This window comes from Rhodococcus sp. 4CII (assembly GCF_014256275.1).
In the GTDB taxonomy this organism is placed as follows: Bacteria; Actinomycetota; Actinomycetes; order Mycobacteriales; family Mycobacteriaceae; genus Rhodococcus_F; species Rhodococcus_F wratislaviensis_A.
Map to the genome: position 1 here is coordinate 3481198 of NZ_JACCFE010000002.1, position 25690 is coordinate 3506887.

30 protein-coding genes and 1 pseudogene are annotated in these 25690 nt (G+C 67.4%); 19 read left to right on the forward strand and 12 right to left on the reverse strand.

Annotation, left to right across the window (positions count from 1 at the left end; translation table 11 throughout):
- Positions 1 to 59 precede the first annotated feature (59 nt).
- Complete coding sequence (locus H0B43_RS16855) at positions 60 to 1436, forward strand: MFS transporter (protein WP_185726881.1); 1377 nt, start codon at positions 60 to 62, stop codon at positions 1434 to 1436.
- A 91-nt stretch (positions 1437 to 1527) separates the two neighbouring features.
- Here H0B43_RS16855 and H0B43_RS41585 read toward each other — a convergent pair.
- A pseudogene (locus H0B43_RS41585) lies at positions 1528 to 1848 on the reverse strand (HNH endonuclease); the annotation flags it as partial.
- A 99-nt stretch (positions 1849 to 1947) separates the two neighbouring features.
- On the opposite strand from H0B43_RS41585, the gene H0B43_RS16860 reads away from it, so the two are divergent.
- The 3 genes from H0B43_RS16860 (at position 1948) to H0B43_RS16870 (ending at position 4311) form a co-directional block, all read left to right on the forward strand.
- Positions 1948 to 2412, forward strand: coding sequence for a hypothetical protein (locus H0B43_RS16860; protein ID WP_185729930.1), 465 nt, complete (start codon positions 1948 to 1950; stop codon positions 2410 to 2412).
- A 162-nt stretch (positions 2413 to 2574) separates the two neighbouring features.
- Entirely contained in the window at positions 2575 to 3654 is a 1080-nt protein-coding gene (locus H0B43_RS16865; protein ID WP_185726880.1) for an alkene reductase, read from the forward strand.
- A gap of 273 nt (positions 3655 to 3927) precedes the next feature.
- Complete coding sequence (locus tag H0B43_RS16870; RefSeq protein WP_185726879.1) at positions 3928 to 4311, forward strand: hypothetical protein; 384 nt, start codon at positions 3928 to 3930, stop codon at positions 4309 to 4311.
- Here H0B43_RS16870 and H0B43_RS16875 read toward each other — a convergent pair.
- Together H0B43_RS16875 and H0B43_RS41590 are read right to left on the reverse strand one after the other, a co-directional pair.
- A complete protein-coding gene (locus H0B43_RS16875; RefSeq protein ID WP_252189771.1) occupies positions 4273 to 4512 on the reverse strand; it encodes a hypothetical protein in 240 nt (79 codons plus the stop codon). The two genes, H0B43_RS16870 and H0B43_RS16875, sit on opposite strands and share 39 nt — an antisense overlap.
- 180 nt (positions 4513 to 4692) lie before the next feature.
- Positions 4693 to 5313: a TetR/AcrR family transcriptional regulator gene (locus H0B43_RS41590; RefSeq protein ID WP_185726878.1), complete on the reverse strand. Its 621-nt coding sequence runs from the start codon at positions 5311 to 5313 to the stop codon at positions 4693 to 4695.
- A gap of 128 nt (positions 5314 to 5441) precedes the next feature.
- Between H0B43_RS41590 and H0B43_RS16885 the strand changes: the two genes are divergently transcribed.
- From H0B43_RS16885 to H0B43_RS16900, 4 genes are all read left to right on the forward strand, one after another.
- Positions 5442 to 6947, forward strand: coding sequence for an APC family permease (locus tag H0B43_RS16885; protein WP_185726877.1), 1506 nt, complete (start codon positions 5442 to 5444; stop codon positions 6945 to 6947).
- A 3-nt stretch (positions 6948 to 6950) separates the two neighbouring features.
- Positions 6951 to 7844: a carbon-nitrogen hydrolase family protein gene (locus H0B43_RS16890; protein WP_185726876.1), complete on the forward strand. Its 894-nt coding sequence runs from the start codon at positions 6951 to 6953 to the stop codon at positions 7842 to 7844.
- Positions 7845 to 7913: 69 nt separating this feature from the next.
- Complete coding sequence (locus H0B43_RS16895; RefSeq protein ID WP_185726875.1) at positions 7914 to 8969, forward strand: diguanylate cyclase; 1056 nt, start codon at positions 7914 to 7916, stop codon at positions 8967 to 8969.
- Between the two features lie 129 nt (positions 8970 to 9098).
- The gene (locus H0B43_RS16900; RefSeq protein WP_185726874.1) at positions 9099 to 9704 is read left to right on the forward strand and encodes a hypothetical protein; all 606 of its coding nucleotides are present in this window, start codon (positions 9099 to 9101) and stop codon (positions 9702 to 9704) included.
- 6 nt (positions 9705 to 9710) lie between these two features.
- Here the strand turns inward: H0B43_RS16900 and H0B43_RS16905 are convergent, their stop codons facing one another.
- The 5 genes from H0B43_RS16905 to H0B43_RS16925 form a co-directional block, all read right to left on the reverse strand.
- Positions 9711 to 10649 carry a dioxygenase gene (locus tag H0B43_RS16905; protein WP_185726873.1) on the reverse strand — a complete coding sequence of 313 codons (939 nt, stop codon included), beginning with the start codon at positions 10647 to 10649 and terminating at the stop codon, positions 9711 to 9713.
- Positions 10650 to 10747: 98 nt separating this feature from the next.
- Positions 10748 to 10966: a hypothetical protein gene (locus H0B43_RS16910; RefSeq protein ID WP_185726872.1), complete on the reverse strand. Its 219-nt coding sequence runs from the start codon at positions 10964 to 10966 to the stop codon at positions 10748 to 10750.
- Between the two features lie 122 nt (positions 10967 to 11088).
- Positions 11089 to 11676, reverse strand: coding sequence for a hypothetical protein (locus H0B43_RS16915; protein WP_213015163.1), 588 nt, complete (start codon positions 11674 to 11676; stop codon positions 11089 to 11091).
- Between the two features lie 206 nt (positions 11677 to 11882).
- Positions 11883 to 12671 carry a pirin-like bicupin family protein gene (locus H0B43_RS16920; RefSeq protein WP_185726871.1) on the reverse strand — a complete coding sequence of 263 codons (789 nt, stop codon included), beginning with the start codon at positions 12669 to 12671 and terminating at the stop codon, positions 11883 to 11885.
- Between the two features lie 22 nt (positions 12672 to 12693).
- A complete protein-coding gene (locus H0B43_RS16925; protein WP_185726870.1) occupies positions 12694 to 13203 on the reverse strand; it encodes a VOC family protein in 510 nt (169 codons plus the stop codon).
- A 101-nt stretch (positions 13204 to 13304) separates the two neighbouring features.
- Between H0B43_RS16925 and H0B43_RS16930 the strand changes: the two genes are divergently transcribed.
- The 4 genes from H0B43_RS16930 (at position 13305) to H0B43_RS16945 (ending at position 15353) form a co-directional block, all read left to right on the forward strand.
- Positions 13305 to 13766 carry a MarR family transcriptional regulator gene (locus tag H0B43_RS16930; RefSeq protein WP_185726869.1) on the forward strand — a complete coding sequence of 154 codons (462 nt, stop codon included), beginning with the start codon at positions 13305 to 13307 and terminating at the stop codon, positions 13764 to 13766.
- Between the two features lie 46 nt (positions 13767 to 13812).
- Complete coding sequence (locus H0B43_RS16935) at positions 13813 to 14289, forward strand: carboxymuconolactone decarboxylase family protein (protein WP_185726868.1); 477 nt, start codon at positions 13813 to 13815, stop codon at positions 14287 to 14289.
- Between the two features lie 123 nt (positions 14290 to 14412).
- Positions 14413 to 14967, forward strand: coding sequence for a YceI family protein (locus H0B43_RS16940; protein ID WP_185726867.1), 555 nt, complete (start codon positions 14413 to 14415; stop codon positions 14965 to 14967).
- A gap of 146 nt (positions 14968 to 15113) precedes the next feature.
- Positions 15114 to 15353: a DUF6400 family protein gene (locus H0B43_RS16945; protein WP_087555278.1), complete on the forward strand. Its 240-nt coding sequence runs from the start codon at positions 15114 to 15116 to the stop codon at positions 15351 to 15353.
- 26 nt (positions 15354 to 15379) lie between these two features.
- Here the strand turns inward: H0B43_RS16945 and H0B43_RS16950 are convergent, their stop codons facing one another.
- A complete protein-coding gene (locus H0B43_RS16950; protein WP_185726866.1) occupies positions 15380 to 16162 on the reverse strand; it encodes an IclR family transcriptional regulator in 783 nt (260 codons plus the stop codon).
- Between the two features lie 197 nt (positions 16163 to 16359).
- On the opposite strand from H0B43_RS16950, the gene H0B43_RS16955 reads away from it, so the two are divergent.
- Genes H0B43_RS16955 through H0B43_RS16965 form a run of 3 tightly spaced genes read left to right on the forward strand, consistent with a single transcriptional unit; the run spans position 16360 to position 19018 of the window.
- On the forward strand, positions 16360 to 17127 hold the full coding sequence (locus H0B43_RS16955) for a CoA transferase subunit A (RefSeq protein ID WP_185726865.1): 768 nt from the start codon (positions 16360 to 16362) through the stop codon (positions 17125 to 17127).
- Positions 17124 to 17786 carry a 3-oxoacid CoA-transferase subunit B gene (locus H0B43_RS16960; RefSeq protein ID WP_185726864.1) on the forward strand — a complete coding sequence of 221 codons (663 nt, stop codon included), beginning with the start codon at positions 17124 to 17126 and terminating at the stop codon, positions 17784 to 17786. The genes H0B43_RS16955 and H0B43_RS16960 overlap by 4 nt, the downstream gene beginning before the upstream one ends.
- A 32-nt stretch (positions 17787 to 17818) precedes the next feature.
- The gene (locus H0B43_RS16965; protein ID WP_185726863.1) at positions 17819 to 19018 is read left to right on the forward strand and encodes an acetyl-CoA C-acetyltransferase; all 1200 of its coding nucleotides are present in this window, start codon (positions 17819 to 17821) and stop codon (positions 19016 to 19018) included.
- Between the two features lie 28 nt (positions 19019 to 19046).
- Here the strand turns inward: H0B43_RS16965 and H0B43_RS16970 are convergent, their stop codons facing one another.
- Together H0B43_RS16970 and H0B43_RS16975 are read right to left on the reverse strand one after the other, a co-directional pair.
- Positions 19047 to 19709 carry an enoyl-CoA hydratase-related protein gene (locus H0B43_RS16970; protein WP_185726862.1) on the reverse strand — a complete coding sequence of 221 codons (663 nt, stop codon included), beginning with the start codon at positions 19707 to 19709 and terminating at the stop codon, positions 19047 to 19049.
- Positions 19706 to 20344 carry a TetR family transcriptional regulator gene (locus H0B43_RS16975; RefSeq protein WP_185726861.1) on the reverse strand — a complete coding sequence of 213 codons (639 nt, stop codon included), beginning with the start codon at positions 20342 to 20344 and terminating at the stop codon, positions 19706 to 19708. The genes H0B43_RS16970 and H0B43_RS16975 overlap by 4 nt, the downstream gene beginning before the upstream one ends.
- 177 nt (positions 20345 to 20521) lie before the next feature.
- Between H0B43_RS16975 and H0B43_RS16980 the strand changes: the two genes are divergently transcribed.
- On the forward strand, positions 20522 to 21940 hold the full coding sequence (locus H0B43_RS16980; protein WP_252189770.1) for a sugar porter family MFS transporter: 1419 nt from the start codon (positions 20522 to 20524) through the stop codon (positions 21938 to 21940).
- A 33-nt stretch (positions 21941 to 21973) separates the two neighbouring features.
- On the forward strand, positions 21974 to 22336 hold the full coding sequence (locus tag H0B43_RS16985) for a universal stress protein (protein WP_185726859.1): 363 nt from the start codon (positions 21974 to 21976) through the stop codon (positions 22334 to 22336).
- A gap of 23 nt (positions 22337 to 22359) precedes the next feature.
- Here the strand turns inward: H0B43_RS16985 and H0B43_RS16990 are convergent, their stop codons facing one another.
- Positions 22360 to 23415 carry a LacI family DNA-binding transcriptional regulator gene (locus tag H0B43_RS16990; protein WP_312033719.1) on the reverse strand — a complete coding sequence of 352 codons (1056 nt, stop codon included), beginning with the start codon at positions 23413 to 23415 and terminating at the stop codon, positions 22360 to 22362.
- 86 nt (positions 23416 to 23501) lie between these two features.
- Here H0B43_RS16990 and H0B43_RS16995 point away from each other — a divergent pair, with 86 nt between their 5' ends.
- On the forward strand, positions 23502 to 24686 hold the full coding sequence (locus H0B43_RS16995; RefSeq protein ID WP_185726858.1) for a Gfo/Idh/MocA family protein: 1185 nt from the start codon (positions 23502 to 23504) through the stop codon (positions 24684 to 24686).
- A gap of 1 nt (position 24687) precedes the next feature.
- Positions 24688 to 25689 carry a Gfo/Idh/MocA family oxidoreductase gene (locus tag H0B43_RS17000; RefSeq protein WP_185726857.1) on the forward strand — a complete coding sequence of 334 codons (1002 nt, stop codon included), beginning with the start codon at positions 24688 to 24690 and terminating at the stop codon, positions 25687 to 25689.
- Position 25690: the final 1 nt, after the last annotated feature.

Consider the following 25690-nt stretch of genomic DNA (forward strand, 5'->3'; position numbering starts at 1 on the left):
TCGGTGGTTCGCCATCGGTTCGGACGACCGCGAAGGCCTACTTCGACAAGGAACACTCGATGACGACACACGCTCTCGACGACGCCCCGCTGTCGGCATTCCACAAGCGGCTTGCGTTCTCCGCTTCGGGCGGCCCATTCCTCGACGGTTACGTGCTGTCGATCATCGGGGTCGCAATGGTGCACATGTCCACCGAGTGGGGATTGACCACCGCCGCGCAAGGCGTGGTCGGCATCTCGTCGATGCTGGGCATCTTCGTCGGAGGCATCCTCGGTGGCCGTATCTCCGACCTATTCGGTCGAAGAATCCCGTTCACGGCGACCGTCGGCTCGATCGCTGCCCTTTCACTTCTCCAGTTCTTCGTGGACGAGCTCGTATGGCTGCTCATACTTCGGGTTCTCATCGGGGTAGCCATCGGGGCCGACTATCCGATCGCAACTTCGCTGTGGACCGAGTTCTCACCGAACAAGCATCGGGGGCCGATTCTCGGTTACTTCGTCGTCATGTGGTTCGTCGGCGCCGCTGCCGCGTACGTGTGCGGACAATTACTGACCCAACTCGGCGACGCCAACTGGCGCTGGATGCTCGTGAGCGCAGCCGCTCCTGCCGTGCTCTTCCTGCTTGCCCGAACTGGGACACCGGAATCTCCTCGTTGGCTCGCCGGCAAGGGCCGGGCCGACGGTGCGAACGACGCCCTGCGGAAAGCATTCGGACCCGATGTCACTGTCGAGGACCTTCCCGACGAGCAGTCGACGAACGTCGATCTTCGTGCCCTTCTGCGATCCGGATACGGCGGTCGGTTGCTGTTCGTCACGACATATTGGACCGCCTCGGTCGTTCCACTCTTCGCTGTCTATGCATTCGCTCCGGTGATCCTCGACGGTCTCGGTTTCGGGAACAGCATGAAGCAGATCGGGTCCGCGGTCATCACTGTGACATTCATGGTGGGATGCATTCTGGCTGCATACTTGGTGAACAAGATCGGACGTCGCCCACTCATGATTCACAGCTTTCTGTGGTCGGCGTTCGCGTTGTTGTTCCTCGGTCTGTTCCCGAACTCGTCAACGGTCACGGTCATGATCCTCTTCCTGGCGTACGCCATCTTCATCGGCGGGACTCAAATCATGCAGCTGGTCTATCCGAACGAGCTGTTTCCCACTGAAATTCGGAGCTCGGCCAATGGCCTGGCTACCTCGCTCAGCCGAATCGGCGCCGCAATCGGCACCTATCTGGTGCCAGTCTCGCTCACGTCGCTGGGAGTCGGTACGACCATGCTCCTCGGCGCCGCCATCACGGCCTTCGGTGCAGCGATCTCGGTCTTGTGGGCCCCCGAGACCCGAGGATTGACGTTGTCCGAGAGTGCGGGACTGTCCACCCTGCAACAGTCCGAGCCGGAACACGGTCCCGTCTGCGGCCTTTCGCATTCCGACGACTGATCGGTCGACGTCGGTTATCGTCCAGCGCCAGCGCACGAGCCGCCACGGTCAGGATGCTCGCGGCCCGGCCCGATTGTGGGCGGGGATGGGCGCGTTCCAGTCTCGTAATGACGGCGCGCACCGCATCAGTATTCGCAGACGGTCCGGATGCGGCGAGCAGCAATGCATTTCGGCACGCACCGAGCGCCTCTACCGGCAGCCCCTTGGGCGGCCTCTCACAGAATTTCATGACGAGCGCGGCATGCTCCGCCGAGATGTTGGTGCCATAGAATTCTTCCGCGATCTCCGGCTGGAGCCGCAAACCTCTGCCCAGCATCACGATTCGCCACGCCGCCCCCACCTCGAGCAACGTCTTGGCGGCCGGCCACATCTTGGCGTTCCGGAATCCCAGTACATCGACCGTGCAGCGATGGTAGATCCTAATTCGAACAATTGTTCGAGTCAATGGTGAAAGCGTGATCTTGCCCGGTCCCATCCGCAATCGTGACCGCGCCGAATACCTGCCGTGGGAATGCGGACCGACGGGACCGACGACGGTGCACAACTGGGCGGTCGCCTGCTGACTTTGGTGGGCGAACGAGACTTCCACGCGCTCGCCCCCGCAATCTCGCAGATCGCGCACGATGAAAGCGATCGATCGGCGTTTACCGCGGTGGTGACGTGGATGGTCACCACCATCGCCGACCTCATCGCGGATCCCACCGCCAGCGTCGACGACGCCGTGGACAGCTTCATCAGCGTCGTCCCCGTCGTGCACGACACCACCGAATTCGACGAGGAACTGCCCCCGCCGGCCGAGTGGTTGTTCACCGCCGTCGTGCGGCTCCTGCAGAGCAGGCACCGCACCGGATCCATCCTCCCGCCACCGGTACCGGCCGACTCCGCTCTCACCCGCACGCAGGCCCTCGTCGAAGCATTGCTGTGGCTGGACGCACTCCTCGATCGCGGTCACGGCTCGGTAGGCGACTTCGGGTAGTGGCGTGACCGATTTGGCCCCGACCGGTCGGACGTCCCCTCGTGGTGACGGCCGTCTCAATTCGGAATAGGCCCGGCCGTGTGCCTGTTGCCCCAGTGGTTCCCAACCCCGCGCGGCGACCCGGAGTACGGGCCCGCCGACAACGACCAAGAGAAAGTGCTCATGTCTGTAAATCTCTTCTCCCCCTTGACAGTCGGCGAACTGGAGCTGCCCAACCGGGTCGTGATGGCACCCCTGACCCGTGTTCGATCCGGGCGTGACGGTGTGCCCGGACCCCTGGTGGTGGAGCACTACCGGCAGCGCGCATCCCTCGGCCTGATAGTCGGCGAAGGCACGTACCCCAGCCTCGCCGGCCAGGGCTTCCCCGGCCAGCCGGGGCTGGTGACACCCGAGCAGGTCGCCGGGTGGACGAACGTCGCCGAGGCCGTCCATGCGGCCGGCGGGCGAATCGTCGCGCAGGTCATGCACGCCGGTCGCGTCACCCATGAGGGAACAACCGGCGGCCACGAGGTCGTCGCCCCCAGCGCGATCGCCATCGAGGGTGAGACCCGCACCTACGACGGGAAGGAGCCGTACCCGGTCCCGCGCGCATTGCGGACCGACGAGATTCCCGCCGTCGTCGAGGAGTTCGTCCAGGCGTCGAGGAACGCGGTGGCGGCCGGACTGGACGGCGTCGAGATCCACGCCGCCAACGGCTACCTGCTGCACGAATTCCTGTCGCCGGCGTCCAACCAGCGCGACGACGCATATGGCGGCTCACCCGCGAACCGGGCGCGCGTCGTGATCGAGGTGGTCCGGGCCGTTGCCGACGCGATCGGCGCAGGCCGGGTGGGTATCCGCATTTCGCCGGAACACAACATCCAGGACGCCCTGGAATCGGATCCCGACGACGTTCGCGCAACCTACGGCGCACTCGTCGATGCGATCGCACCGCTGAAGCCCGCGTACCTGAGCATTCTGCACAAGGACCCCGCCGGGCCCCTCGTCCAGGACCTGCGGACGCGCTTCGGCGGTCCCACACTGGTCAACAGCGGCTTCTCGGCCATCACCACCCGGGACGAGGCACTGACGCTGCTCGATGACGGCCACGCCGACGCCGTCGTCGTCGGACGACCCGCCATCGCGAACCCCGACCTGGTGCGGCGCTGGCAGGAAGACCTGCCGCTGAACACGCCGGATCCGCTGACCTTCTACTCCGAGGGCGCGAAGGGGTACACCGATTACCCGGTGTTGCAGCGCTGACCACGCCTGACGCGACCCCGTGTCGCACATGTCGGTCCCGACCCGTACGGTAAGTCGTAGTTGAGTACACAGCTACCGAGTTCACGGGACGTCCGACGTGTCCGTGCTCCGTCCTGGCGTAGCGCTCGCGCACAGTGCGCGAGGACGCCCCTTCAACCCGAACTTCTCGTGATCTGCCGGAAGTGGTTTCTTCCGGACCATTGATCTCCGGGGTGCCTGCATGATGAAGACCGCGGGCGGCGCGACGGTCACAACAGTCGAAAGGCACCGTTCATGCCACTCACCGAGCAGCACACCACCCGTTACGCCGACGCCCTGATGACCCTCGCGCTGGCGGCCCGCCGGCCGGCGACCGTCGTCAACACCGGCACCGGGTATGCAGTCCGGGTCGATTTCGAGCACAGCGTCCATCTGCTGGCCACCAATGCGCCGGGGGATCTCAGTTCCGATCCCGACGCGCAGCACCCGTGGACCGTGCGTTTCGTTCAGAGGCAGATCGAGGGCGAGGACACCCAGTTGGTCGAGGTGACCGGGGAGTGGCTCGTCGACGCCTTCGACCGCGCCCTCGCGGCCCTGCCGATCCCCGGAATCGGGGACGAGCCCGAGACAGAACCCTCGTCACCGGCCGGTTGCGTAGCGCCGGCCCCCGCCAGGTAGGCGGTCCGCAAGCCTGCCCAATCGCTCGACCGCGGGCAGTGCGTGCGCGATCTTCTCCGCGTCACGGGCGATGATCTCGGCGCTCCGGTCGATGCCCTTTGCGCTGGCGGCGAGGCCTTCGGCGGTCTCGGCGATCTGCTGGGCCGCGTCGAGCAGCTCGGACAGGTCGTCGAGCGCCGGTCCCAGGCGGTCGATCAGCACGCCGATCTGTCGGATCCGGAGCGCGACCGTCGTGACGGCGCGTTCCCACTCGCGCAGTTCGCCGGCACCGTAGACGACGAGACGTTCCGGCCAGGTCAGTGGATTCGAGACGTGCTGCAGGATCTTGATGAGACTCCCCTTTCGGTGCTCAGCGGCGATGCCTCCGAAGTGGGGTCCAATCTAACTGTTACTTTCGGTTGCGCGCACGGCGCCCGGGTCGTGCCCGGTGGCCGCACGGGCATAGGAATGAATGCTGGCGATCACCTCGCCGCGTGTCCGGCGTCCGGCCAGCACTTCCATCTGATAGCCGTCCTCCATGGCCACGAAGTTGGCGGCGAGCAGGCGCGGCGGGTCGGTGAGCACGAAATGACCCTGCGCCTGTCCGACGACGAGAAGGCCGGAGTAGACGGCGATTTGACGCTCGGTCAGGGAACTGTCCAGGGCGGCCGCCTTGGCGTCGCGCAGCGATCTCGGCCAGCATTCGAACAGGAGGCGGACCAGCTCGTCGTCCGGTCCGCTGGCAACGCCGTGGTCGATGCAGGCCCGGAGGCGGTCGCGCGCGTCGGGGAATTGCTCGGCGACGCGTTCGCGCTCCTGACTGAACCGCTCGATCGCCCGTTGATACGTGTCGTAGATCAGGGCATCCAGGTCGCCGTAGTAGAGCACCGCGGCGGGGGTGACGCCGGCCTGCTCCGCGATGTCGCGAAGACGCACCCCTTCCAGGCCGCGCGCGAGCACCGCACGCTGGACGGCCTCGCCGAGTTCGGCCCGGCGGGCCCCCTGATCCTTCTTCCGTGCCACTGCCGTCGCCCCTGTTCGCCCTGATTCTTATATGGAGATTTAGAGAATACCCGCCCAGCTGTTGACAGGTAGATCACACTTCTCTTAAATTTCCGTTTAACGAATCCGCTGCGAGCTCAGGAGCCCCCGTGCCAACCAATCCCACCGACGCCGAGACCAGCCTCGACCCACCACCCACCCCCACCGGAAAAGGACTCCGGGGAGGCTCCGTCGGCCTGCTCGCCGCGGTCGCACTCGGCCTGTCCTCGGTGGCGCCGGCCTACAGCATCGCGGTCACCCTCGGCTTCGTGACGATGGTCGTCGGCGACCTCGCGCCCGCCGCCCTGCTTCTCGGGTTCGTGCCGATCCTCCTGACGGCGTTCGCCTTTCGTGAGTTGAACCGGGAGATGCCGGACTGCGGCACCACATTCGTCTGGACGACGCGCGCGTTCGGACCGCACACGGGGTGGCTGTCCGGCGGGTGGGTGGTGCAGATCGCCACCCTCATCGCGATGACGGCACTCGCCCGCGTCGGAGCCGGCTACCTCCTGGCCCTGCTGGGCCTGGACTCGTTGGCTTCCAACGGTTTCGCCGTCGTCGTCACGGCCGTCCTGCTCGTCGCCGCCGTCACCACGATCGCCTACCGCGGTCTGCAACTCGCCGCATCCGTCCAGTACGTCCTGCTGGGATTGCAGTTGATCGCCCTGTTCGGTTTCGGTGCCGCGGCATTCGCCCGCGGCGGGGCCTCCGCACCGAGCCTGTCCTGGCTCAACCCGCTGGCGTTCGGCGGTTTCGGACCGTTCGCCGAGGCCGTGTTGCTGTGCCTGTTCATCTACTGGGGGTGGGACGCGCTGATCACCGTCAACGAGGAGACCCGCGACAGCGATCGCATCCCCGGCCAGGCCGCGGTGATCTCCACCGTCGTCCTGCTGGGGACGTACCTCTTCACCGGATTCGCCGCGATCAGCTTCGCCGGCACCGGCACCGACGGGCTCGGCCTGAGCAACGCCGACAACGCCGCCGACATCCTCGCCACGCTGGCACCGCCGGTGCTCGGCACGGGACTGTCGAAGGTGGTCGAACTCGCCATCTGCGTGTCCGCGATCTCGGCCCTGCTCACCTGCGTGATCGGTGGCTCGCGGGCCACCCTCTCCATGGGTGCGCACGGCGCTCTTCCCCGGGCCTTCACCCGGATTCACCCCAGCTACCGCACGCCCGCGTTCGGCACCGTGTTCTTCGGCGCGACCGCCGCCGTGCTGCTCACCGGGCTCACTCTCGTGTCGGGCAATTTCCTCGGCGACGCGATCCTGTCGATCGGCCTGCTGATCGCCTTCTATTACGGCGTCACCGGCCTCGCCTGCGTCTGGTACTTCCGCCACCGGTTGAACGACTCGCCGCGCGACCTGTTCCTCCGGGGCATCCTGCCCGCACTGGGCGCGGCGATCATGCTCGCCGCGTTCGCACGCAGCGCCCACGACATGCTCGACCCGGACTACGGGGCCACCTCGTTCCACGGCGTCGGCGGAGTGTTCCTGCTCGGTGTCGGTTCGATCGCCGTCGGCGCCGTGGTGACGGCGTTCGTCCGCACCCGCTTCCGCCGCTTCTTCCGGGACGGCCGCACCGCCGTCGCCGAACTGACCGTCACAGAGGACTGAACCATGCGCACACTGACCATCGCCGCGATCCAGACCGCCCCGATCCCGTTCGACGTGGAGGCCACCTGGCAGCGGTTCGCCGACCAGGTCCGCGCCGTGCGCGACACGTTCCCCCACGTCGAACTCGTCGTGGTCCCCGAACTCATGCTCGCCGCCGAGGCGCCGCTCCTGCAGGCCCGCGCGGACTGGATGGACGAGGTGGCGCAGCCGCTCACCGGCCCGCACCTCGACCGGATCTGTTCACTCGCCGAGGAGACCGGTTTGTGGCTCGTCCCGGGAAGCCTCTACGAGCGCGACGACGACAAGATCTACAACACCGCCGTCGCCGTGTCGCCGCTCGGCGAGGTCGTGGCCCGCTACCGCAAGATCTTCCCGTGGCAACCGTACGAACAGACGTCACCCGGCAACGAGTTCGTGGTCTTCGACATTCCCGGCACCGGCCGGATCGGTCTCGCCATCTGCTACGACGGCTCATTCCCCGAAACCGCCCGCCAATTGGCGTGGCTCGGCGCGGACGTCATCATCCAGCCCACCCTCACCACCACCCGCGACCGCGAGATGGAACTGGTCTGCTCCCGGGCCAACGCCTGGACCAACCAGGTCTACGTCGTCAACGTCAACGGCGCCGACCCGGCGGGTGTCGGTGCGAGTGTCGTCGTGGACCCGGAGGGCGTCATCCGCCAGCAGGCGGGGTCGGGCGAAGAAGTCCTCGTCGACACACTCGACCTCGACGCCGTGACCCGGGTCCGCACCTACGGCACGTTCGGCCTCAACCGTCCGTGGGATCAGCTCGCGCGGCACGGCGCACAGATACACCTCCCGATGTACGGCGCGGCCATTCGGACGCCGTCGTGGCACGGCGACACACTCGCGATCCCGGCGTCTCCCGCCCACTGACGGCTTGCCGGGAGGGGTGGTTGTCGAGAGACACACCCCTTCCGGGGCCGGGCCTGGATAATTGCCAGGGTGAGGCCCCTCGCTGCTTCGTCCGTCGACACCGTCCTGCAGGACTATCAGCCGCGCATCCTGCGCCGCTACCTGTGGATCACGTCCGCGGTGCACGTCGCAGGTTTCGCCTTGCCTCCCATGGTCGGTCTGCCGATCCGGCCGGAGACCGCCGCCGCACGCAGCGCGGGGGTTCTCCTCGGACTGTTCGCACTTGTCGTGCTGTATAGGGCCGGGCGAAGGCCGAGTCGTCGCGCCTACCAGGTCAGCACCACGGCCGCCCTGCTCGCCACACCCGTCGTGATGTCCGGACTCGTCCTCGCGGTGGCCCAGCTGCTCTGTGCGATCGCCGCGATGTTTCTCGCGATGTACTTCGTCGTGTTCTACCCGAAGCTCCAGGCGAGGCTCCTCGTCGGCGCGCTCACCGCGTTGATGGTGGTCGGCGTGGTGGTCGCGCCCACCGCCTTCACCCTGGTGCCGGTCGAGGTGAACACGGTGACCGTGAAGGCCGCCGTTCTCGTCGTGGGTGTGACGTGTGTGCTCGGCGCAGCCGAGATGTTCGGATCCCTGACCCGGACCCTGATCGAATCGGCCAGCACCGACGCGCTGACCGCCCTGCTCAATCGCGCCGGCTTCGAACTCGCGTTCCGGCACGCGCTGGAAGGGGCGGGATCCGGGCCGGTCTCCGTGGCGTTGGCGCTCATCGACGTCGACCAGTTCAAGTCGACGAACGATCAATACGGTCACGCCGCCGGCGACGCCGTGCTGGTCGATCTGGCGAACTACCTCTCCGCGAGCATGCCGCGCGGCGCCCTGCTCGCCCGCGTCGGCGGCGACGAATTCGTCAGCTGCGTGGTCGGCGAAGACCACGCCGAATTGCCCACCGTGATCGCGCGTCTCGCCCGGCGCAGCCCGACCCCGTTCAGCTTCGGAACCGCGTCGTGCAGCGGTGACTCCGACCCGCTCACCATGCTGTACCGGCATGCCGACCGCGCGCTGTACGCGGCGAAGCAGCGGCACCGGCCGCCCGAACCGCCGGCCGACGACCCGTGGTTGCGGACGCGGTGGAACGCGTGACCGAGGCGTCGCCGACATCGGAGCGTGATGCCTCCTCCTCGTCCGCCGTGGAAAACAAGGGGCCATAAGCCCTACACGTGCAGGCGTTTCGGTTGCACAATGGTGGTGGGCAATCACCGGAGGTGCGTGATGAGCCAGACGAATGCAGCACCGATACGCCTGTGGCGACTGGGGCCGTGGAGCCGGAACCCGCTCATGCGCGGGTGCGACCGGCTGCAGTCCGTGATGGTCATCCTGGGTGTGTTGTTCGTCCTCATGATGGTGCCGCTCGCCGCCGCCTACGGAACCGCGACGTACAGCCGGCTCGACCAGCAGACGCAGGCCGAACTCTCCAGCCGGCACGCGGTGCCCGCCACGCTCGTCGAGGATTCGCACAACGGAAACGCAAGCGAACCGCTGCCCGCCTCACCCCAGTACCAGGATCATGCGAAGGTGCAATGGTCGGTGGACGGGGTCACGCACACCGCCGACGTTCCGACCGCGTCGGGTACGAAGTCGGGTCAGACGGTCACCGTCTGGCTGGACGCGAGCGGCAGCGTCGTCGCCGCACCGGAGACCGGTTCGCAGAACGCCGCCACCGCGGTGAGCGTCGCGTGCGGGATCTGGGTGACGGCGGCCGGCGGCTACAGTCTCTTGTTCCTGATCGTCCATCTGATGGCCGCCCGCCACCACCAGGCTCAATTGACGCGCGAATGGAACGAACTCGACAGGCCACCCGGGTGGCACGTCAGCTGACGACGGCTACCGTCCGGGCGCGCCCATCGGCGGCTGTCCGCCGCCCCCGCCCGGACCGCTCGGCGCGGACTGTGTGTTCGCCGACTTCTCGGCGACGCCGACCGTGAGCGAGATCGTCATCCCGCTCGCCGGTTCACCCGACACCGTCGCCAATTCGGCGTCCCAGCCGTCACCGAACACGTTGTCGGAATCCAGGGACACCTGCGACAGGTTGCGGACGCTGTTCGCGTAGCCGCTGTCGTAGGCGAAGACGGTGGTGCACGCGTCCTGCGGCACGGCGATCTGCGACGTCAAGCGGGCGTCCTCGCCGGCCACCGCGGATTCCAGTGAGTCGAACACCTCGAAGTGGATGTGCGGCCACCGCCCCGAATAGCAGGCCGGGAAGATCGACGTGAACGACACCGTGCCGGTGGAGTCGGCCACCTGGACGCCGCGCAGGTAGTTCTGCTCCGTGAGGTCCTGGCCGTACAGCGAGTACTCGCCGTCCCGGTTGCAGTGCCACAGATAGACGGCCATGCCCTCACCGGCCGCGCAGTCCTTCGTCAGGTCCTGCAGCGTCAGTTCGATCGTCGTCGCGACCCCCTCCGCCGTCCCGGAGTACGCACCGAAGCTGCTGCGAATGTCTCGCCGGACGATGCCCGACTCGATCAGAACGTTCGGCCCGTTGGACCCGTCGCCGGGATACGGTCCCGCCGTTTCCTGCGGCGCCGCGGCCACGCACGTGCCGTCGGTCATCGTCTCCGCGGTAGCCGCCGCTGCCGCCTCTGTCGACGACGACGAGGCTGCTGTGGATCCCGCCGTCGAGCAGCCGGCGAGCGCGGTGGCACCCGCCGCGCCGAATACGAACAATGCTCGGCGACGCGACAGCATCGACTTCAGGTCGTGGCTGAGACCGCGGTCGTGCTCGTGTGCGTCTTCGGTGTGGTGACGCGGGCCGTTCGTCATGAGTTCTCTCCTTGGCTCTTCCGGTATTGCGTCCATACAAACGGTCGCCGGTACGAGGGCCCTGGAGAGTGGCTGTGGAGTCGCTGTGAGAGTAGATCTCACACGGATCCGGCATCAGCTGTGCCGGAACGTGTCTCGGTGTCGGAGAGTGTCGCGGTGTCGGAGTCGTGCGTGAAGGGGATGCCGAGGGCAGCGAGGAGCATCCGGCAATCGTCGGCGTCGATCGAGTGATGGGCGACGGTCCGTCGAGCCTTCCGGACGGACTCTTCGTCGAGGTCCCGTTCGCTCTCGAAGATAGAAGCATCCCTGTCGGACATGGCTCCCACCTTTCGTCGGGATTACCTGGATAACCCGAAGTGAGTCCGCCGAAACCGCCGCCCGCCGGCGCACGATCTGCAGCCCCGCACCGCGCAGTCACGCGGCGCGACGGCGGGGAGAATCAGCGGCTGTAGGTCGCGAACAGCCTGCTGAGGCTCTCGTCCCAGTACTGCTGGCGGCGACGTTCGACCGCGCGAGCGCAGAGCGCCCACACGGCGCCGAGCAGCAGCGCGCCCGCGCCGAGAGAGACGAGCACTCCCGCGACAGCGGAGCTCACGACGTCGGAGGTGGTGATCCGCGGGCCGGCCCAGTTTCCGTCCGCATCGACGACGATGCGCTTCTCGGTGCCCGCCGGCGTCCCCGACGGCACCTCGATGGTCTCGGTGTGGACCTCGGACTGCCACATCCACGTCGACTCCACCATCGGAGTGGTCCGGATGGACCCGCGGGGCGACATCGTGATCGGGGCATCCGCGCTGGTGACGGCCTCGACGACGGTCGTGGTGGCGTGTTGCTGCGCGACCCGCTCGCCGGCTTCCTGCCACTGCCAGGTGCCGACCACACCGGCGAGCACGATCAGGAGGCCTGCGCACGTGACGACGACGGTTCGCAGCGTGGCCGCGAAGCGATCGACCGGTCGCGCGAACGGGTTGGACGGTCGACCCGACACCGAGTACGTCACGGTTGCCTTCGAGCGACCCAACACCATTCACCTCATTATTTCGTTCACGTTAAAAGTCTGCATCAACAGTGTCACCGCTGATCAGGCCGCAGGGAAACCCAAAACGGCAAACTTGACGAGTCTCACACTCGTGCGACACGCCCGGGAACGAAGGTCAGGGCCGGTCCCGCACACCGCGGTGCGGGACCGACAACTTCGGCAACCCGAACGGAAGAACCGGATTCCGGCCCGTGTCACCCGGCGATTCGAGCGTGCATCTCCCACACGATGATCTCGGCGGCGGTGTCGGTGGTCAGCTGCTGACCGCCGCCACCGCTGAGCCGGACGGCGTCACCCTCGGCGAGGAGGCCGACCCCTTCCATCGACGCTTCGCCGCGCGCGACGAAAACGTGGAGGAACGGGGCGTCGGGCAGGGTGATCGGCGCCTGCCCCGGCTGCAGGCGGGCGACATGCATTGCGGCGTACTTGTTCTTGATCCGGATCGCCGAGTGGTCGGCGTGATCGGGGATGCCCGACGCGACGGGAACGAGCCCCCCGGCGAGCAATTCGTGGTCGATTTCCAGTTGCTCGTAGCCGGGAGTGATGCCGGCTTCGTCGGGAACGACCCACATCTGGATGAAGTGCACCGGATCGCTGTGCTCGTCCGCGTGCTCCCCGGTGACACCGTCCAGTCGCCACGAGTCGTTCTTCTCCGAGTGCAGGATTCCGGTTCCCGCGCTCATCCGCTGCGCCAGCCCCGGGTAGATGACGCCGGAGTGGCCCATCGAATCCTGGTGCACCAGTGAACCCTGGAGCACCCAGGTGACGATCTCCATGTCCTGGTGGGGGTGAGTGTCGAAGCCCCGGCCCGGGACGACGATGTCGTCGTTGTTGACCATGAGCACGCCGTGGTGGGTGTTGGCCGGATCGTAGTGGTTGCTGAACGAGAACGAGTGCTTGGAATCGAGCCAGCCCGCCCGAGTCTTGAAGCGGTCGTCGGCTCGGCGGACGTCGAAACGGGGCGCCGCGGTGGCAGCAGTCATGAGTGAGGCCTTTCCAGGGAGGTCACAGAACGTGTGAGCCGTACATTTCGCCGAGCGGGTCGGCGATGAGTTCGAGGCGAGCACCGTCGGGGTCGCGGAAGTACATCGACACCTCACTGTGTTCGACCAGTTCGACACCGGCGTCGATCAGCTTCGTGCGCAGGTGATTCCACCGCTCGGGTGCGACGCTGATCGCGATGTGGTGGAGTCCTCCGAGCACTTCCTGGTACGGGCCGACGTCGAGGCCCGGGAAGTCGAAGAATGCCAGCAGGTTGCCGTTGCCGATGTCGAAGAAGAAATGCGAAGATCCGGGGTAGTCCCGATTCTCGATCAGTTCGGTCAGCGGGAACTCGAGCAGATCCTGGTAGAACCGGACGGTGCGCTCGACGTCGCTGCTGACCAGCGCCGTGTGATGGAGTCCGCGGGCCGACGAAGCGGGCCTCGACGATACCGGCTTCAGATGCTCGGCGCGGATCCGGTCGCGCTGCTCCGTGAACCTCTGCGAACGCTCCTGCTCGTCTGCGGTGCCCATGTGTCCTGCCCCTCTCCGCGGAGCGCAGTAATTGCGCTTTCAACTAACTTCAGATTACACCAAGTCGTTGCGCTGTCAACTACTTGGGCTATGCTGGTCCCGTGGAACCGACCCGATGGCTCAGCGCCGAAGAACAGAACACCTGGCGTGCCTACCTGGACGCCACGCGCCTGCTCCTGCAGGCACTCGATCGACAGCTCACCCGCGACGCGGGCATCTCGTTCACGGACTTCGAACTCCTCGTGGTGCTATCGGAGGCGCCCGGGCGCCGATTGCGGATGCGTGAACTCGCCGACGCGGTCACCACCACCCGCAGCGGCGTGACCCGGGCCATCAGCCGCCTGGTCGATGCCGGCTGGGTGCGACGCGTCGAGTGCGAGGACGACAAGCGCGGAACACTCGCCGAACTGACCGACGCCGGCGCCGAGACGCTCGCGGCCGCCAGCCCCGGACACGTGGCCGAGGTGCGCCGAAGCATGTTCGACCTACTCAGCCCGCGTGACGTCGCCATCCTCGGGCACGACTTCAGCGAAATGCGCGCCCACCTGCTGGAAAACCTCTGAGACACCCCTCTAGCCACCCCCTGAGACGCCCACCGAAAGGCCCGTCATGAGCAGTACGTCAGCGGAGAACACCTACGTTCACATCGACAGGCAGATCCCCGCCGTCTACCAGGCGCAGATTGCCGTCGCCAAGGCCGTCCGGCACGCGACCACCGAGGCCGGGATGGACCGGAAGTTCGTCGAATTGATCAACGTGCGGGTGTCCCAGATCAACCGCTGCGCCTACTGCCTGGACGTCCACGGCGCCGCGGCACTCGCTGCCGGCGAGTCGCAGCAACGCCTCGCCGTTCTGCCCGCCTGGCGGGAGACGACACTGTTCTCCGACCGGGAGGTCGCGGCCCTCACGCTGGCCGAGTCGATCACCACGCTGCCGGACGCGCGCGCCCAGGAGTCCGACTACGCCTTCGCGCGGCGGTTCCTGTCCGAGCAGGACATTGCGACGGTGAGCTGGATCGCCGTCGCCATGAACGCCTTCAATCGGATCTCCATCGTCAGCCGTCATCCGGTGCGGCCGAAGCCGTAACACCGCAGCTCTCCGCCGTTGCCAAGTTTTAGTTGACTTCGCAACGACTTCGGTCTAAGTTAGTAGTTGCAGATTCAATTACTTCATTGTTTCGAAGCTCGCTCGTCAGCCCAAGGAGTTTTCATGACCACCGCCACCACCACCCTGCCCAACCTCACCGCCGGAACCTGGGCCATCGACTCGGTCCACTCCACCGTCGGCTTCTCCGTCCGCCACCTCATGGTCAGCAAGGTCCGCGGCACGTTCAACGACTTCACCGGCGCCATCACCGTCGCCGAGGACGGCACCCCCACCGTCACCGCCGAGATCCAGGTCGCGTCCATCGACACCAAGAACACCGACCGCGACGCCCACATCAAGTCCGCCGACTTCTTCGACGCCGAGCAGTACCCCACCGCCACCTTCACCTCCACCGCCGTCCGCGCCAAGGGCGACGACTACGTGGTCGAAGGCGAGTTCACCCTCCACGGCGTCACCCGCCCCGTCGAACTCGCCCTCGAATTCGGCGGCGTCAACCCCGGCATGGGCAACGGACCGGTCGCCGGCTTCGAAGCCACCACCGTCCTCAACCGCAAGGACTTCGGCATCACCATCGACATGCCCCTCGAAGGCGGCGGCGCCGTCGTCGGCGACAAGATCACCATCACCCTCGAGATCGAGGCCGGCCTGCAGGCCTGACCCATCCCGCACCACCCGCGCCCCGTCCTCCACCAGGAGAACGGGGCGCGGTCGTCGTCGACGTGATCCAGGTCATTGTGATCTCGGGCCGCCTCGAGTGACCCTGGCCCCTTCGACATCGGCGACTGTGAAACGAAGGTGACCACATGGGTAGCGACTCCGAACTCTCGTTCGCTCTCGACCTCACGCTGGACGAAGCGCGGCGGCGCAGCGCTGTCCTCGAAGCGATCGGCGAAGACTGGGATCCCGTCGCCGTGCTGGCGGAGGAAGAGCGGGCGTACGACATGCTCTACTCCGGGCTCGACCCCGAGCAGCAGCGCATCTACGACGAACTGGTGCAGGCGGGTGTACTCCCGGATCGGACGGTCGGCCGGGTCGCCGATTGATCCCAACAACCACGGCAACCGCTGGTTCAGCCGCGGCTCCGCGGCCGGTCGGCGAGTAGCTGGGTGAGCCGGTGCGCCTCGCGGAGGAGGAAGTCTCCCAGTTCGCGGCGTCGTTCCTCACGGAACCGACTCTCCACCCCGGTGATACTCAGCGCCCAGGCCGGTGATCCCTGGGTGTCGAAGACGGCGGCGCCCATCCCCCAACTACCCTCTACGAGCAGTTCCGGGTTGACGGTGTAGCCGTTGAGGCGGGTCTCCGCGATGCGCTCGGCGATCTTCTCCCGGCTGTGTTGCGGCCCCCATTCGCCGGTGACGTCCGAGCGTGCCAGGTACTCGTCGATCTCGCGGTCCGGCAGGTGCGACAGGATGACCATCCCCGCCGTCGCCACCCCGAGCGGAAATCGGATTCCGATGTGCAGCACGTGCGAGCGCAGCGGGAAGCTGCCCTCCTCGCTTGCGATACAGACCGTTTCGTCGCCGCGGCGAGCGGACAGGAACACGCTTTCGCCGGTCTCGCGGGCCAGATCGCGGAGGATGTCGCGGGAGCGGTCCGTGATGTCGTACCGGCTGGCCGCGAGCGAGCCGAGCAGGTACAGCTCGGGTCCGAGCGACCATTTGCCCGACTTCAGATCGCGGTCGACCAGCCCCTCCTCGGCCAGCGAGACGAGGAGGCGATGCGCGGTGGGGCGGGCGAGGCCTGTCTCACGCGCCAGGGCGGACGTCGAGCATCCCGAGGATTCGAGGGCCGCGACGGCCCGCAGGAGCGATCCCACCCGGTGGATGACCTGTGGCCGCTGCGACTCGTTCATGACCGGAGTATATGTCCACTCAGTGAACGCTCTTGTCCGCGACGTCCAGACCGCGAGCAACATGTCGGGACTCCTTGAAATGCATGAAAGGACCCTTTTTAGTGGAGCAGAGCCCGCCGCAGAGGTCGTCCACTGAATGGACGAGAAGTCGCGGGAAGGCGGTTTCGCCGGTTCGGCGGCCTGAAGAAAGGAAGCACATGGGATCGAGAGTGTTCGACACCCCGGAAGCAGCTGTCGCGGACGTGTCCGACGGCGCCACGATCGCCGTCGGCGGATTCGGCCTGTGCGGAATCCCCGACGCGCTGATCCGCGCGCTCGCCGACTCGGGTGTCGGCAACCTCGAGGTCTTCTCCAACAACTGCGGCGTGGACGACCACGGGCTCGGCATTCTGCTCGGATCCCGTCAGGTGCGCCGCGTCACCGCGTCGTACGTCGGCGAGAACAAGGAATTCGCCCGCCAGTACCTCGCCGGTGAACTCGAGGTGGAACTGACCCCGCAGGGCACCCTCGCCGAACGCCTCCGCGCCGGCGGCGCCGGCATCCCCGCCTTCTTCACCCCCGCCGGAGTCGGCAGCCCCGTCGCCGACGGCGGCCTGCCGTGGCGTTACGCCGCCGACGGTTCCGTCGCGCTCGCCTCCCCGCCGAAGGAAACCCGCGTCTTCGGCGACAAGCGCTACGTCCTCGAACTCGGCATCACCGCCGACTTCGCGCTCGTCCACGCACTGCGCGGCGACACCGCGGGCAACCTGGTGTTCGACAAGACGGCCCTGAACTTCAACCCCCTCGCCGCGATGGCCGGGAAGATCACCATCGCGCAGGTCGAGGAACTCGTACCCGCAGGCACCATCGACCCCGCGCAGGTACACCTGCCCGGAGTCTTCGTTCAGCGCATCGTCGAGACCGGCCCCCAGAACAAGCGGATCGAGAAGCGGACAGTCAGCAGCACGGAAGGAGCCACTCGATGACCGGCACCCACGGATGGACACGTGACCAGATGGCCGCCCGCGCGGCCGCGGAGATGGTCGACGGCGAATACGTCAACCTCGGCATCGGCCTGCCGACCCTCATCCCCGGGTTCCTCGGCACCGACGTGAACGTCACCCTCCACTCGGAGAACGGGATCCTCGGCACCGGCCCGTACCCCACCGAGGAAAACATCGACGCCGACCTGATCAACGCGGGCAAGGAAACGGTCACCGTCAACGCCGGCGCCGCGTTCTTCGATTCCGCACTGTCGTTCGGGATGATCCGCGGTGGCCACATCGACACCGCCGTCCTGGGCGGTATGCAGGTCTCCCGCACCGGCGACCTCGCCAACTGGATGGTCCCCGGAAAAATGGTCAAGGGCATGGGCGGCGCCATGGACCTGGTGCACGGCGCCAGCCGCGTCATCGTCCTCATGGAACACACCGACCGGGACGGCAACGCCAAGATCCTCGACACCTGCACCCTGCCGTTGACCGGCCAGGGCGTCGTCAACCGGATCATCACCAACCTCGCCGTCATCGACGTGGTCGGCGACGGCACCCTCGCCCTGCGTGAGCTCGCCCCCGGCGTCACCGTCGACGACGTCGTCGCGGCCACCGGAACCCCCCTCGACATCCGCGAATCCGTCCTCGTCTGAACGACATTCGCCACTACCTCAAGGACACACCCATGACTTCTTCCACCAGGTCCGTCATCGTCGCAGGCGCCCGGACTCCCGTCGGCCGCCTGACCGGTTCGCTCGCAACCCTGTCCGGTTCCGACCTCGGCGGCATCGCCATCAAGGGCGCTCTCGACAAGGCCGGGGTGGCACCGGAATTGGTGGAGTACGTGATCATGGGCCAGGTCCTCACCGCCGGGGCCGGTCAGATCCCGGCCCGGCAGGCGGCGGCCGCGGCGGGCATCCCGATGTCGGTGCCCGCCGTGACCGTCAACAAGGTGTGCCTGTCCGGTCTCGACGCCATCGCCCTCGCCGACCAGCTGATCCGCGCCGGTGAGTTCGACGTCGTCGTCGCCGGCGGACAGGAATCGATGTCGCAGGCACCGCACCTGCTGCCCGGCTCCCGCGGTGGTTTCAAGTACGGCGACACCACCCTCGTCGACCACCTCGCCTACGACGGCCTCTACGACATCTTCACCGACCAGGCGATGGGCGCCCTCACCGAGGACCGGAACGCGAACACCGACAAGATCGGTCGCGAGGAGCAGGACGCGTTCGCCGCTGCCTCACATCAGCGCGCCGCGGCCGCGTGGAAGAACGGACTCTTCGACGACGAGGTCGTTCCCGTGTCCATCCCGCAGCGCAAGGGCGATCCGCTCGTCGTCACCGAGGACGAGGGAATCCGCGCCGACACCACCGCCGAGTCGCTGTCGAAGCTGCGGCCCGCCTTCAGCAAGGACGGCACCGTCACCGCGGGATCCGCGTCGCAGATCTCCGACGGCGCTGCTGCCGTCGTGGTGATGAGCAAGGCCAAGGCCGAGGAACTCGGACTCGAATGGCTCGCCGAGATCGGCGCCCACGGCGTCGTCGCCGGACCGGACTCGACGCTCCAGCAGCAGCCCGCCAACGCCATCGACAAGGCCTGCGCCCGTGACGGTCTCGACCCCTCCGCCCTCGACCTCGTCGAGATCAACGAGGCCTTCGCCGCCGTCGGCATCGAGTCGACCCGGCAACTCGGGATCGACCCGTCGCGGGTCAATGTGAACGGCGGCGCCATCGCCATCGGACACCCGCTCGGCATGTCGGGCGCACGCGTGGTGCTGCACCTCGCGCTCGAGCTGAAGAGACGTGGCGGCGGCACCGGCGCCGCGGCTCTCTGCGGCGGCGGCGGACAGGGCGACGCCCTGATCCTGCACGTGCCGGGAGCCTGACGGACACACTCACACAACCGCTTTCACGTCATGATCGCCCCGCCGCGAGCGCGGTGACGACCGGAGCGAACATCGTCGCCTTGATGGCGCCGAGGGTTCCGGAGTCCTTGCCCGCGAGTGGGGCGATCAGGTCGACAGCGGCGCCGAGGACCGCACCTTCGGTTGCGGTTCCGTCGACCAGTCCGGTGGCCTGCGCTTCCGCGCCGCCGTAACGATGACCGGTGGTCATCGCGGTGATCGCGGTCTGCGGCGTCAGCTTGGCCTGGATCAGCGCCGCCATTCCCGGGGTGAACGGAATGTGGATGTCGACCTCCGGGAAGCAGTAGAACCCGCGGTCGGATCGCATCACCCGGTAGTCGTGGGCGATGCCCAGCATGGCACCGGCACCGAACGCGTGCCCGTTCACGGCGGCGACCGTCGGCAGCGGGAGCGTCAGAATACGGCTGAACAGTGCCTGGACGCGGCCCACGTACCAGTCGGCGCGGTCGCCGTTGGCCATCAGCCAGTCCAGGTCCAGGCCGTTGGAGTAGAACTTCCCCGTGGCCGTGGTGACGAGGGCCTGCGCGCCGTGTTCGTGGGCGTCGTCGAGGAGCCGGTCGACGGTGTCGAGCCAGTCCGGAGAGAAACGGTTCTCGTCGTCGCCGAAGTCGAGGACGGCGATCGTGTCCCGGTAGGTCAGGGTGGCGGTCATGAGGGGCCTTTCGTGTCGGTGTCGTGACGTTTCCGCGGAGGCGGGGGGTCGAGCGTGAGGACGGCCCGGACGGCCGTTTCGAGTCGTTGTCGCATCGCGGCGTCCGGTTTTCGCCGCGCCTGGAGTAGCAGTCCGGTCGGGAGTCCGACGACGCACGCCTCGATCACCTCGACGGCGCGTCCGTCCTTGCGTCCCCAGAGCGCACGCGCCAGTCGGACGAACAGTGCGACGAGGACGGAATCGAGCCGCGACAACTCGGCGTCGACGTCCTCGGGAATGTCCGATCCGAGCAGTTCGTCGCGACGCACGGCGAGAAGGAACCGGGACGACTGCGGAAACTTCTCGGCGAAGACCGCGGGGGTGTCGGCGGCCGCGACGACGGCGTCCACGGCACCACGCTCCAGTGCCCGCTCGACCGATGCCTGCTGCAGGTCGAGAAATCGGTGCGCCGCCCGGAGCCAGGCGCGTCCGACCAGACCTCCTCGGGAACCGAACGCGTGGTAAATGGCGCCGTTGGACATTTCGGTGGCGGCGGCGACCGCACGCACGGTCACCGCACTGGGTCCGCCCTCGACGGCCAGGCGCTCCACGACATCGAGCGCCTCGTCGAGATCGTGGACTCGTGGCCTGGGCATACGACGAACGATAACAGATCGTTCGCTCTATTACTCGTCGGTAGTAGGCGCGAGGTCGCGCCCTGAGAGTCACCCCGTGATGAGATATCCGTTGTGCGCCGAGTCACAATAGGTTAGCTTTGTTCGGACATAAACACATTACGTGTTCTGTACATGGAATACGTCGAGGAGATGTTCATGGCCAGCGATCTATCCCGAACTACCGCCCCGTCCCCGACTACCGACGCCCCCGGGCGGCACTCGCACAGACTCGGAATCATCGCCGTCGTCGCCACCTTCGGCGGCCTGCTCTTCGGATACGACACCGGAGTCATCAACGGCGCACTCGCACCGCTCGAGGAAGACCTCCACCTCACCTCGTTCACCGAGGGCCTCGTGGTGAGCATCCTGATCTTCGGCGCCGCGATCGGCGCCCTGGTCGGCGGACGGATGTCCGATCGATTCGGACGCCGGCACAACATCCTGGTTCTCGCGATCATCTTCATGATCGGGACGCTCGGCTGCGTGCTGTCCCCGACGTGGGAAATACTCGCACTGTTCCGCTTCGTCCTCGGCCTCGCGGTCGGCGGCGCGTCCGCAACGGTGCCCGTCTACCTCGCCGAAATGTCCCCCGCCGACCGCCGCGGCAGCGTGGTCTCCCGCAACGAGGTGATGATCGTCGTCGGGCAGTTCGCCGCCTTCGTGATCAACGCCGTCATCTTCAACATCTGGGGTGAGCACGAAAGCGTTTGGCGCTTCATGCTTCTGGTCGCCGTCACCCCCGCCATCGTCCTGTTCGCGGGAATGCTGCGGATGCCGGAGAGCCCGCGCTGGCTGATGTTGCAGGATCGGGACGACGAAGCGCTCGCCGTGCTGCTCCAGGTTCGGTCCCCGGAGCGGGCACGTGCCGAGATGGAGGAAGTCCGGGCGCTCGCCGAGGAAGAGAAGCTCGCGCAGACCGGCGGCGCCGCGGACCTGTCGGTGAAGTGGATCCGCCGCCTCATCTTCATCGGCGTCGGCCTTGGCGTGTTCCAGCAGGCCACCGGCATCAACTCGGTGATGTACTACGGCACGCAACTGCTCGGCGACGCCGGATTCTCCTCCAACGCCGCCATCGTCGCGAACACCCTCAACGGCCTGTTCAGCGTGCTCGGTGTCCTCACCGGCGTCGCCCTGATCAACCGGATCGACCGCCGCAAGATGCTCATCGGCGGCTTCACCCTCACCACCACCTTCCACGTGCTCGTCGGCCTGTCCGCGTTCCTGCTGCCCGACGGCACCCTCAAGGCGTATCTGATCCTGGTGTTCGTGGTGTTGTTCGTCTTCTCGATGCAGGGGACGATCGGCCCCCTGGTGTGGCTGATGCTGTCGGAGATCTTCCCGCTGAAGATCCGCAGCTTCGCCATCGGCGTCTGCATCTTCGCACTGTGGATCGCCAACGCCCTTGTCGCGCTGCTGTTCCCACCCGTCGTGGCCGCACTGGGAATCGGTGCGACCTTCTTCATATTCGCGGGCCTCGGCGTGCTGGCACTCGTCTTCATCAAGACCCAGGTTCCGGAAACCCGCGGCCGCTCGCTCGAGGAGCTCGAAGACCAGTTCCGGCGCGACTATTCGTGACAGCCGCACCGCCTCCCGTGAAAGGTTGATCTCATGACCGTGCTCGTAGCCGTGACCGATTCCTCCGAAGGGTCGCACGCTCTCCTCGCCGGCAAGCAGGAAGCCGCCATGCTGGGCGCCGACCTCCTGGTGGTGAACCTGTCTCTCACCGAACCCGAAGAGGTGCACACCCTCGCGGACGACGGCGTGACCGTCCTCGACCGGATCGGCCGCGGAGACCGCGATCCCGCGACCGCCGTGCTCGACCTGCTCGACGACCGGCCCGACATCCAACGTCTCGTCATCGGCGTCAAGCGCCGGAGCGCGGTCGGTAAGGCTCTACTCGGCAGCGTGAGCCAACGCCTCATCCTGCAATCACCGATACCGGTCCTCGCGGTCAAAACCCCACAGCAGTAACCGCTTCCGCCGTTCCACCGCGGTCATTCCCTCGCCGACAGGCCGGGCGCCGCGGTGGAGCGGCGGATGCTCAACGTCGGCGTGTGGAGATGGATGCGCTGCGACTGCGACGGCCGTTCCAGCCGCTGCAGGAGGAACTTGGCGGCCTGCGCGCCGACCGCGAAGTTGCCGTTGTTCACCGACGTCAACGACAGATGCCTGATGCGCGCGAGATACGTGTCGTCGTACCCGACCAGCGAGAGGTCGTCCGGAACCCGGAACCCGCGGTCGTCGGCCGCCGACAACGCCCCGACACACGTGACGTCGTTGAACGCGACGATCGCCGTCGGCCGCTGCTCCGCGTCGAGCACCCGGCCGGCCGCAACGTAGCCGCTCTCCTCGGTCATGCCGGCGAACTGCACCGACGCGAGGTCGCCGCACCCGGCCTCGGTCATCGCCGCGGCGAAGCCGTCGCGGCGCAGGGCGCCAACGACTCCCGGCCCCTGCAGGTAGGCGATCCGCCGATGACCCAGATCCAGCAGATGCCGGGTGGCCAACCGGGCCCCGGCGACGTCGTCGTCCGCGGCGATGTCGACGTTGGGAAGACTCGGTTCGTGGGTGCCCGCGAGGACGACGGGGACGAGGGCGGCGGCCCGTTCGATCGCGGCACCCGCATCGGTGGTGCCGACCACGACCAACCCGTCGATCCGCTGCGACAGCAGGGTCTCGACGGTGTCCCGTCCGACGCGCTGATCCATGTGGCTGTCGGCCAGGACGGGTGCGATGCCGACGGCGTCGAGGGTTGTCGTCATTCCCTCGAGCAATTCGACGAACCACGGGTTGCGCAGGTCGTTGAGCATCACCCCGACCGTGCCGCTGCGTGATTCGGAGAGACCGCGGGCGATGGTGTTCGTCCGGTAGTCGAGTTCCTTCATCGCCTGCGTGACCTGCTCGCGACGCGCGGCGCTGACATTCGCCTCGCCGCGGAGCACCCGGGACACCAGCGATTTGGACACACCCGCCCTCGCGGCCACGTCGCGGATCGTCGGTGGGCGAAACGACGGTGCGCCCGCACCCGTGCCGCGATCTGATTCGTTCACGGTGCACAGCATATGGAGCGGCACCCGTGTTACGCTCCTCACAACTGGGACCGGTCCACGTTTGTCCCTTTTCCGAAGGAGCCGAGTTGAGCAAGCACGGAAGCCTGCGACTGGTCGCGGGCATGGTCGGCGGCGGCGAGGGCGCCGACATCGGCAGGACCCACCGCTACGCGATGCGCCTCGACGACCGATACGACCTGCACGCGGGGGTCTTCGGACGGGACGGTGCGTCGTCGGCGCGGATCGCGGAGAGCCTCGGCGTACCGGCCCACCGCACCTACCGCGACTACCGGGAGATGGCCGAACGGGAATCCGCCCGCGAGGACGGCGTCGACGTGGTCGCGGTGACCACCCCGAACGACAGCCACTTCGACATCGCGCGCACGTTCCTCGAGGCGGGCATCTCGGTGGTGTGCGAGAAACCCCTCACCCGCGACTCGGAGTCGGCTGCCGAACTGGTCGCGATCGCCGAGTCCTCCGGCGCGATTCTCGCCGTCCCGCACTGCTATTCGGCATACGCGATGGTCCGGCACGCGGCCCGGATGGTCCGCGACGGCGACCTCGGGCGGATCCGGTTCGTGGCGGTGGAGCACGCGTCCGGATGGGCGGCGACGCCCCTCGAACTCGGCGAACACCGGCAGGCGCGGTGGCGCACCGACCCCGACGTCGCGGGCTTCCCCAGCGTCGTCGGCGACCTCGGCACCCACGCCTTCCAGCTCCTGCGCTACATCACCGGCCTCGAGGCCACCCGGGTGTCGGCCGAACTCGGCACCCTCGTCGCCGGCCGCCGGGTGTTCGACAACGCGACCGTCCGGCTCACCCTCTCCAACGGCGCCCCCGCGACCCTGTGGGCGAGCATGGCCGCCACCGGCAACGAGCACGGCCTGCGCATCCGGGTCTTCGGCGACACCGCGAGCGTCGAATGGCGGCACGAGGATCCCCACCACCTGACGGTGCGCGACCTCGACGGCACCGCGACGACCCTCACGCAGGGGATGCGCACGCTGTCCGAGGACGCCGGCCGGCTCACCCGCCCCGGTCTGGGGCACCCCGAGGGGTTCCTCGAGGCGTTCGCGAACTTCTACCGCGACCTCGCGGACGAGTTGCGCGCCCGCCGCGACGGCGAACCCACCACCATCCGCGATCTGTCCTTCCCCACCGGGCGCGACGGCCTGATCGGTGTCCAGTTCGTGGAGGCGACGGCCGCCTCCCACGCCGCGGACTCCGCCTGGTTCGTCCCCGCTTTCGCACAAGAAAAGGTCGGTATCTGACATGCAACGTTTCGCCCTCATCGGCGCCGGATTCATCGGCGGCGTGCACGGCGCCAACCTCGCCGCACACCCCGACGTCGACCTGGCCCTCGTCTTCGACATCGATCTCGCTCGCGCGACGGACCTCGCCAAGCAGCACGGGAGCCGCGCGACCACCGACCTCGCGGAGGTCTTCGACCCCACGGCAATCGACGCCGTCTTCATCGCATCGTCCACCGACACCCACGCCGAGCACCTCCGCAGCGCGGCGACCGCGGGAATCCCGGCGCTGTGCGAGAAGCCGATCGACCTCGACCTCGCGCGCGCCGTCGACATCGTCCGTTTCGCCGACACCCGGTCACTGCGGGCGATGGTCGACTTCAATCGCCGCTTCGATCGCGACTACGCCGAACTGCAGCGGGTTGTCGCGTCCGGTGAGATCGGTTCGGTGGAGCTGATCCAGATGACCAGCCGCGGTCCGGCGATGCCGCCGCTCGAGTACATCGCGGTCTCGGGCGGGCAGATGCGCGATCAGACCGTCCACTTCTTCGACCTGGCGCGATGGATCTCCGGGCTCGACCCCGAGTCCGTCTTCGCGACCGGGTCCACGCTCGCCGAACCCCGCCTCGCCGAGTACGACGACGTCGACACCTCCGCAGTCACGCTGCGCCTCCCCGGCGGCGCGCTCGTCCAGATCGACTCCACCCGGCGGATCGGGTACGGCTACGACGAACGCATCGAGGTGCTCGGCTCGACGGGGATGGTCGAGGCACGGCGCCAGCGCGCCGGGTCCGTGTCCCGGTACAGCGCGGGCCGCGTCGTCGACGACGGCTTGCATGCGGGATGGTTCGAGCGGATCCGCGCCAGCTACCGCACCGCACTCGACCACTTCGTCGACGCACTGGAGAACGGCACCGCCCTCGGTCCGACCCTGTCGGAAGCACTGAAAGCGCAGGCAATTGCCGAGGCCGCGACCCGCTCCCTCGCCAGCGGCCGGCTGGAGCCGATCGACTACCCGGCCTGAG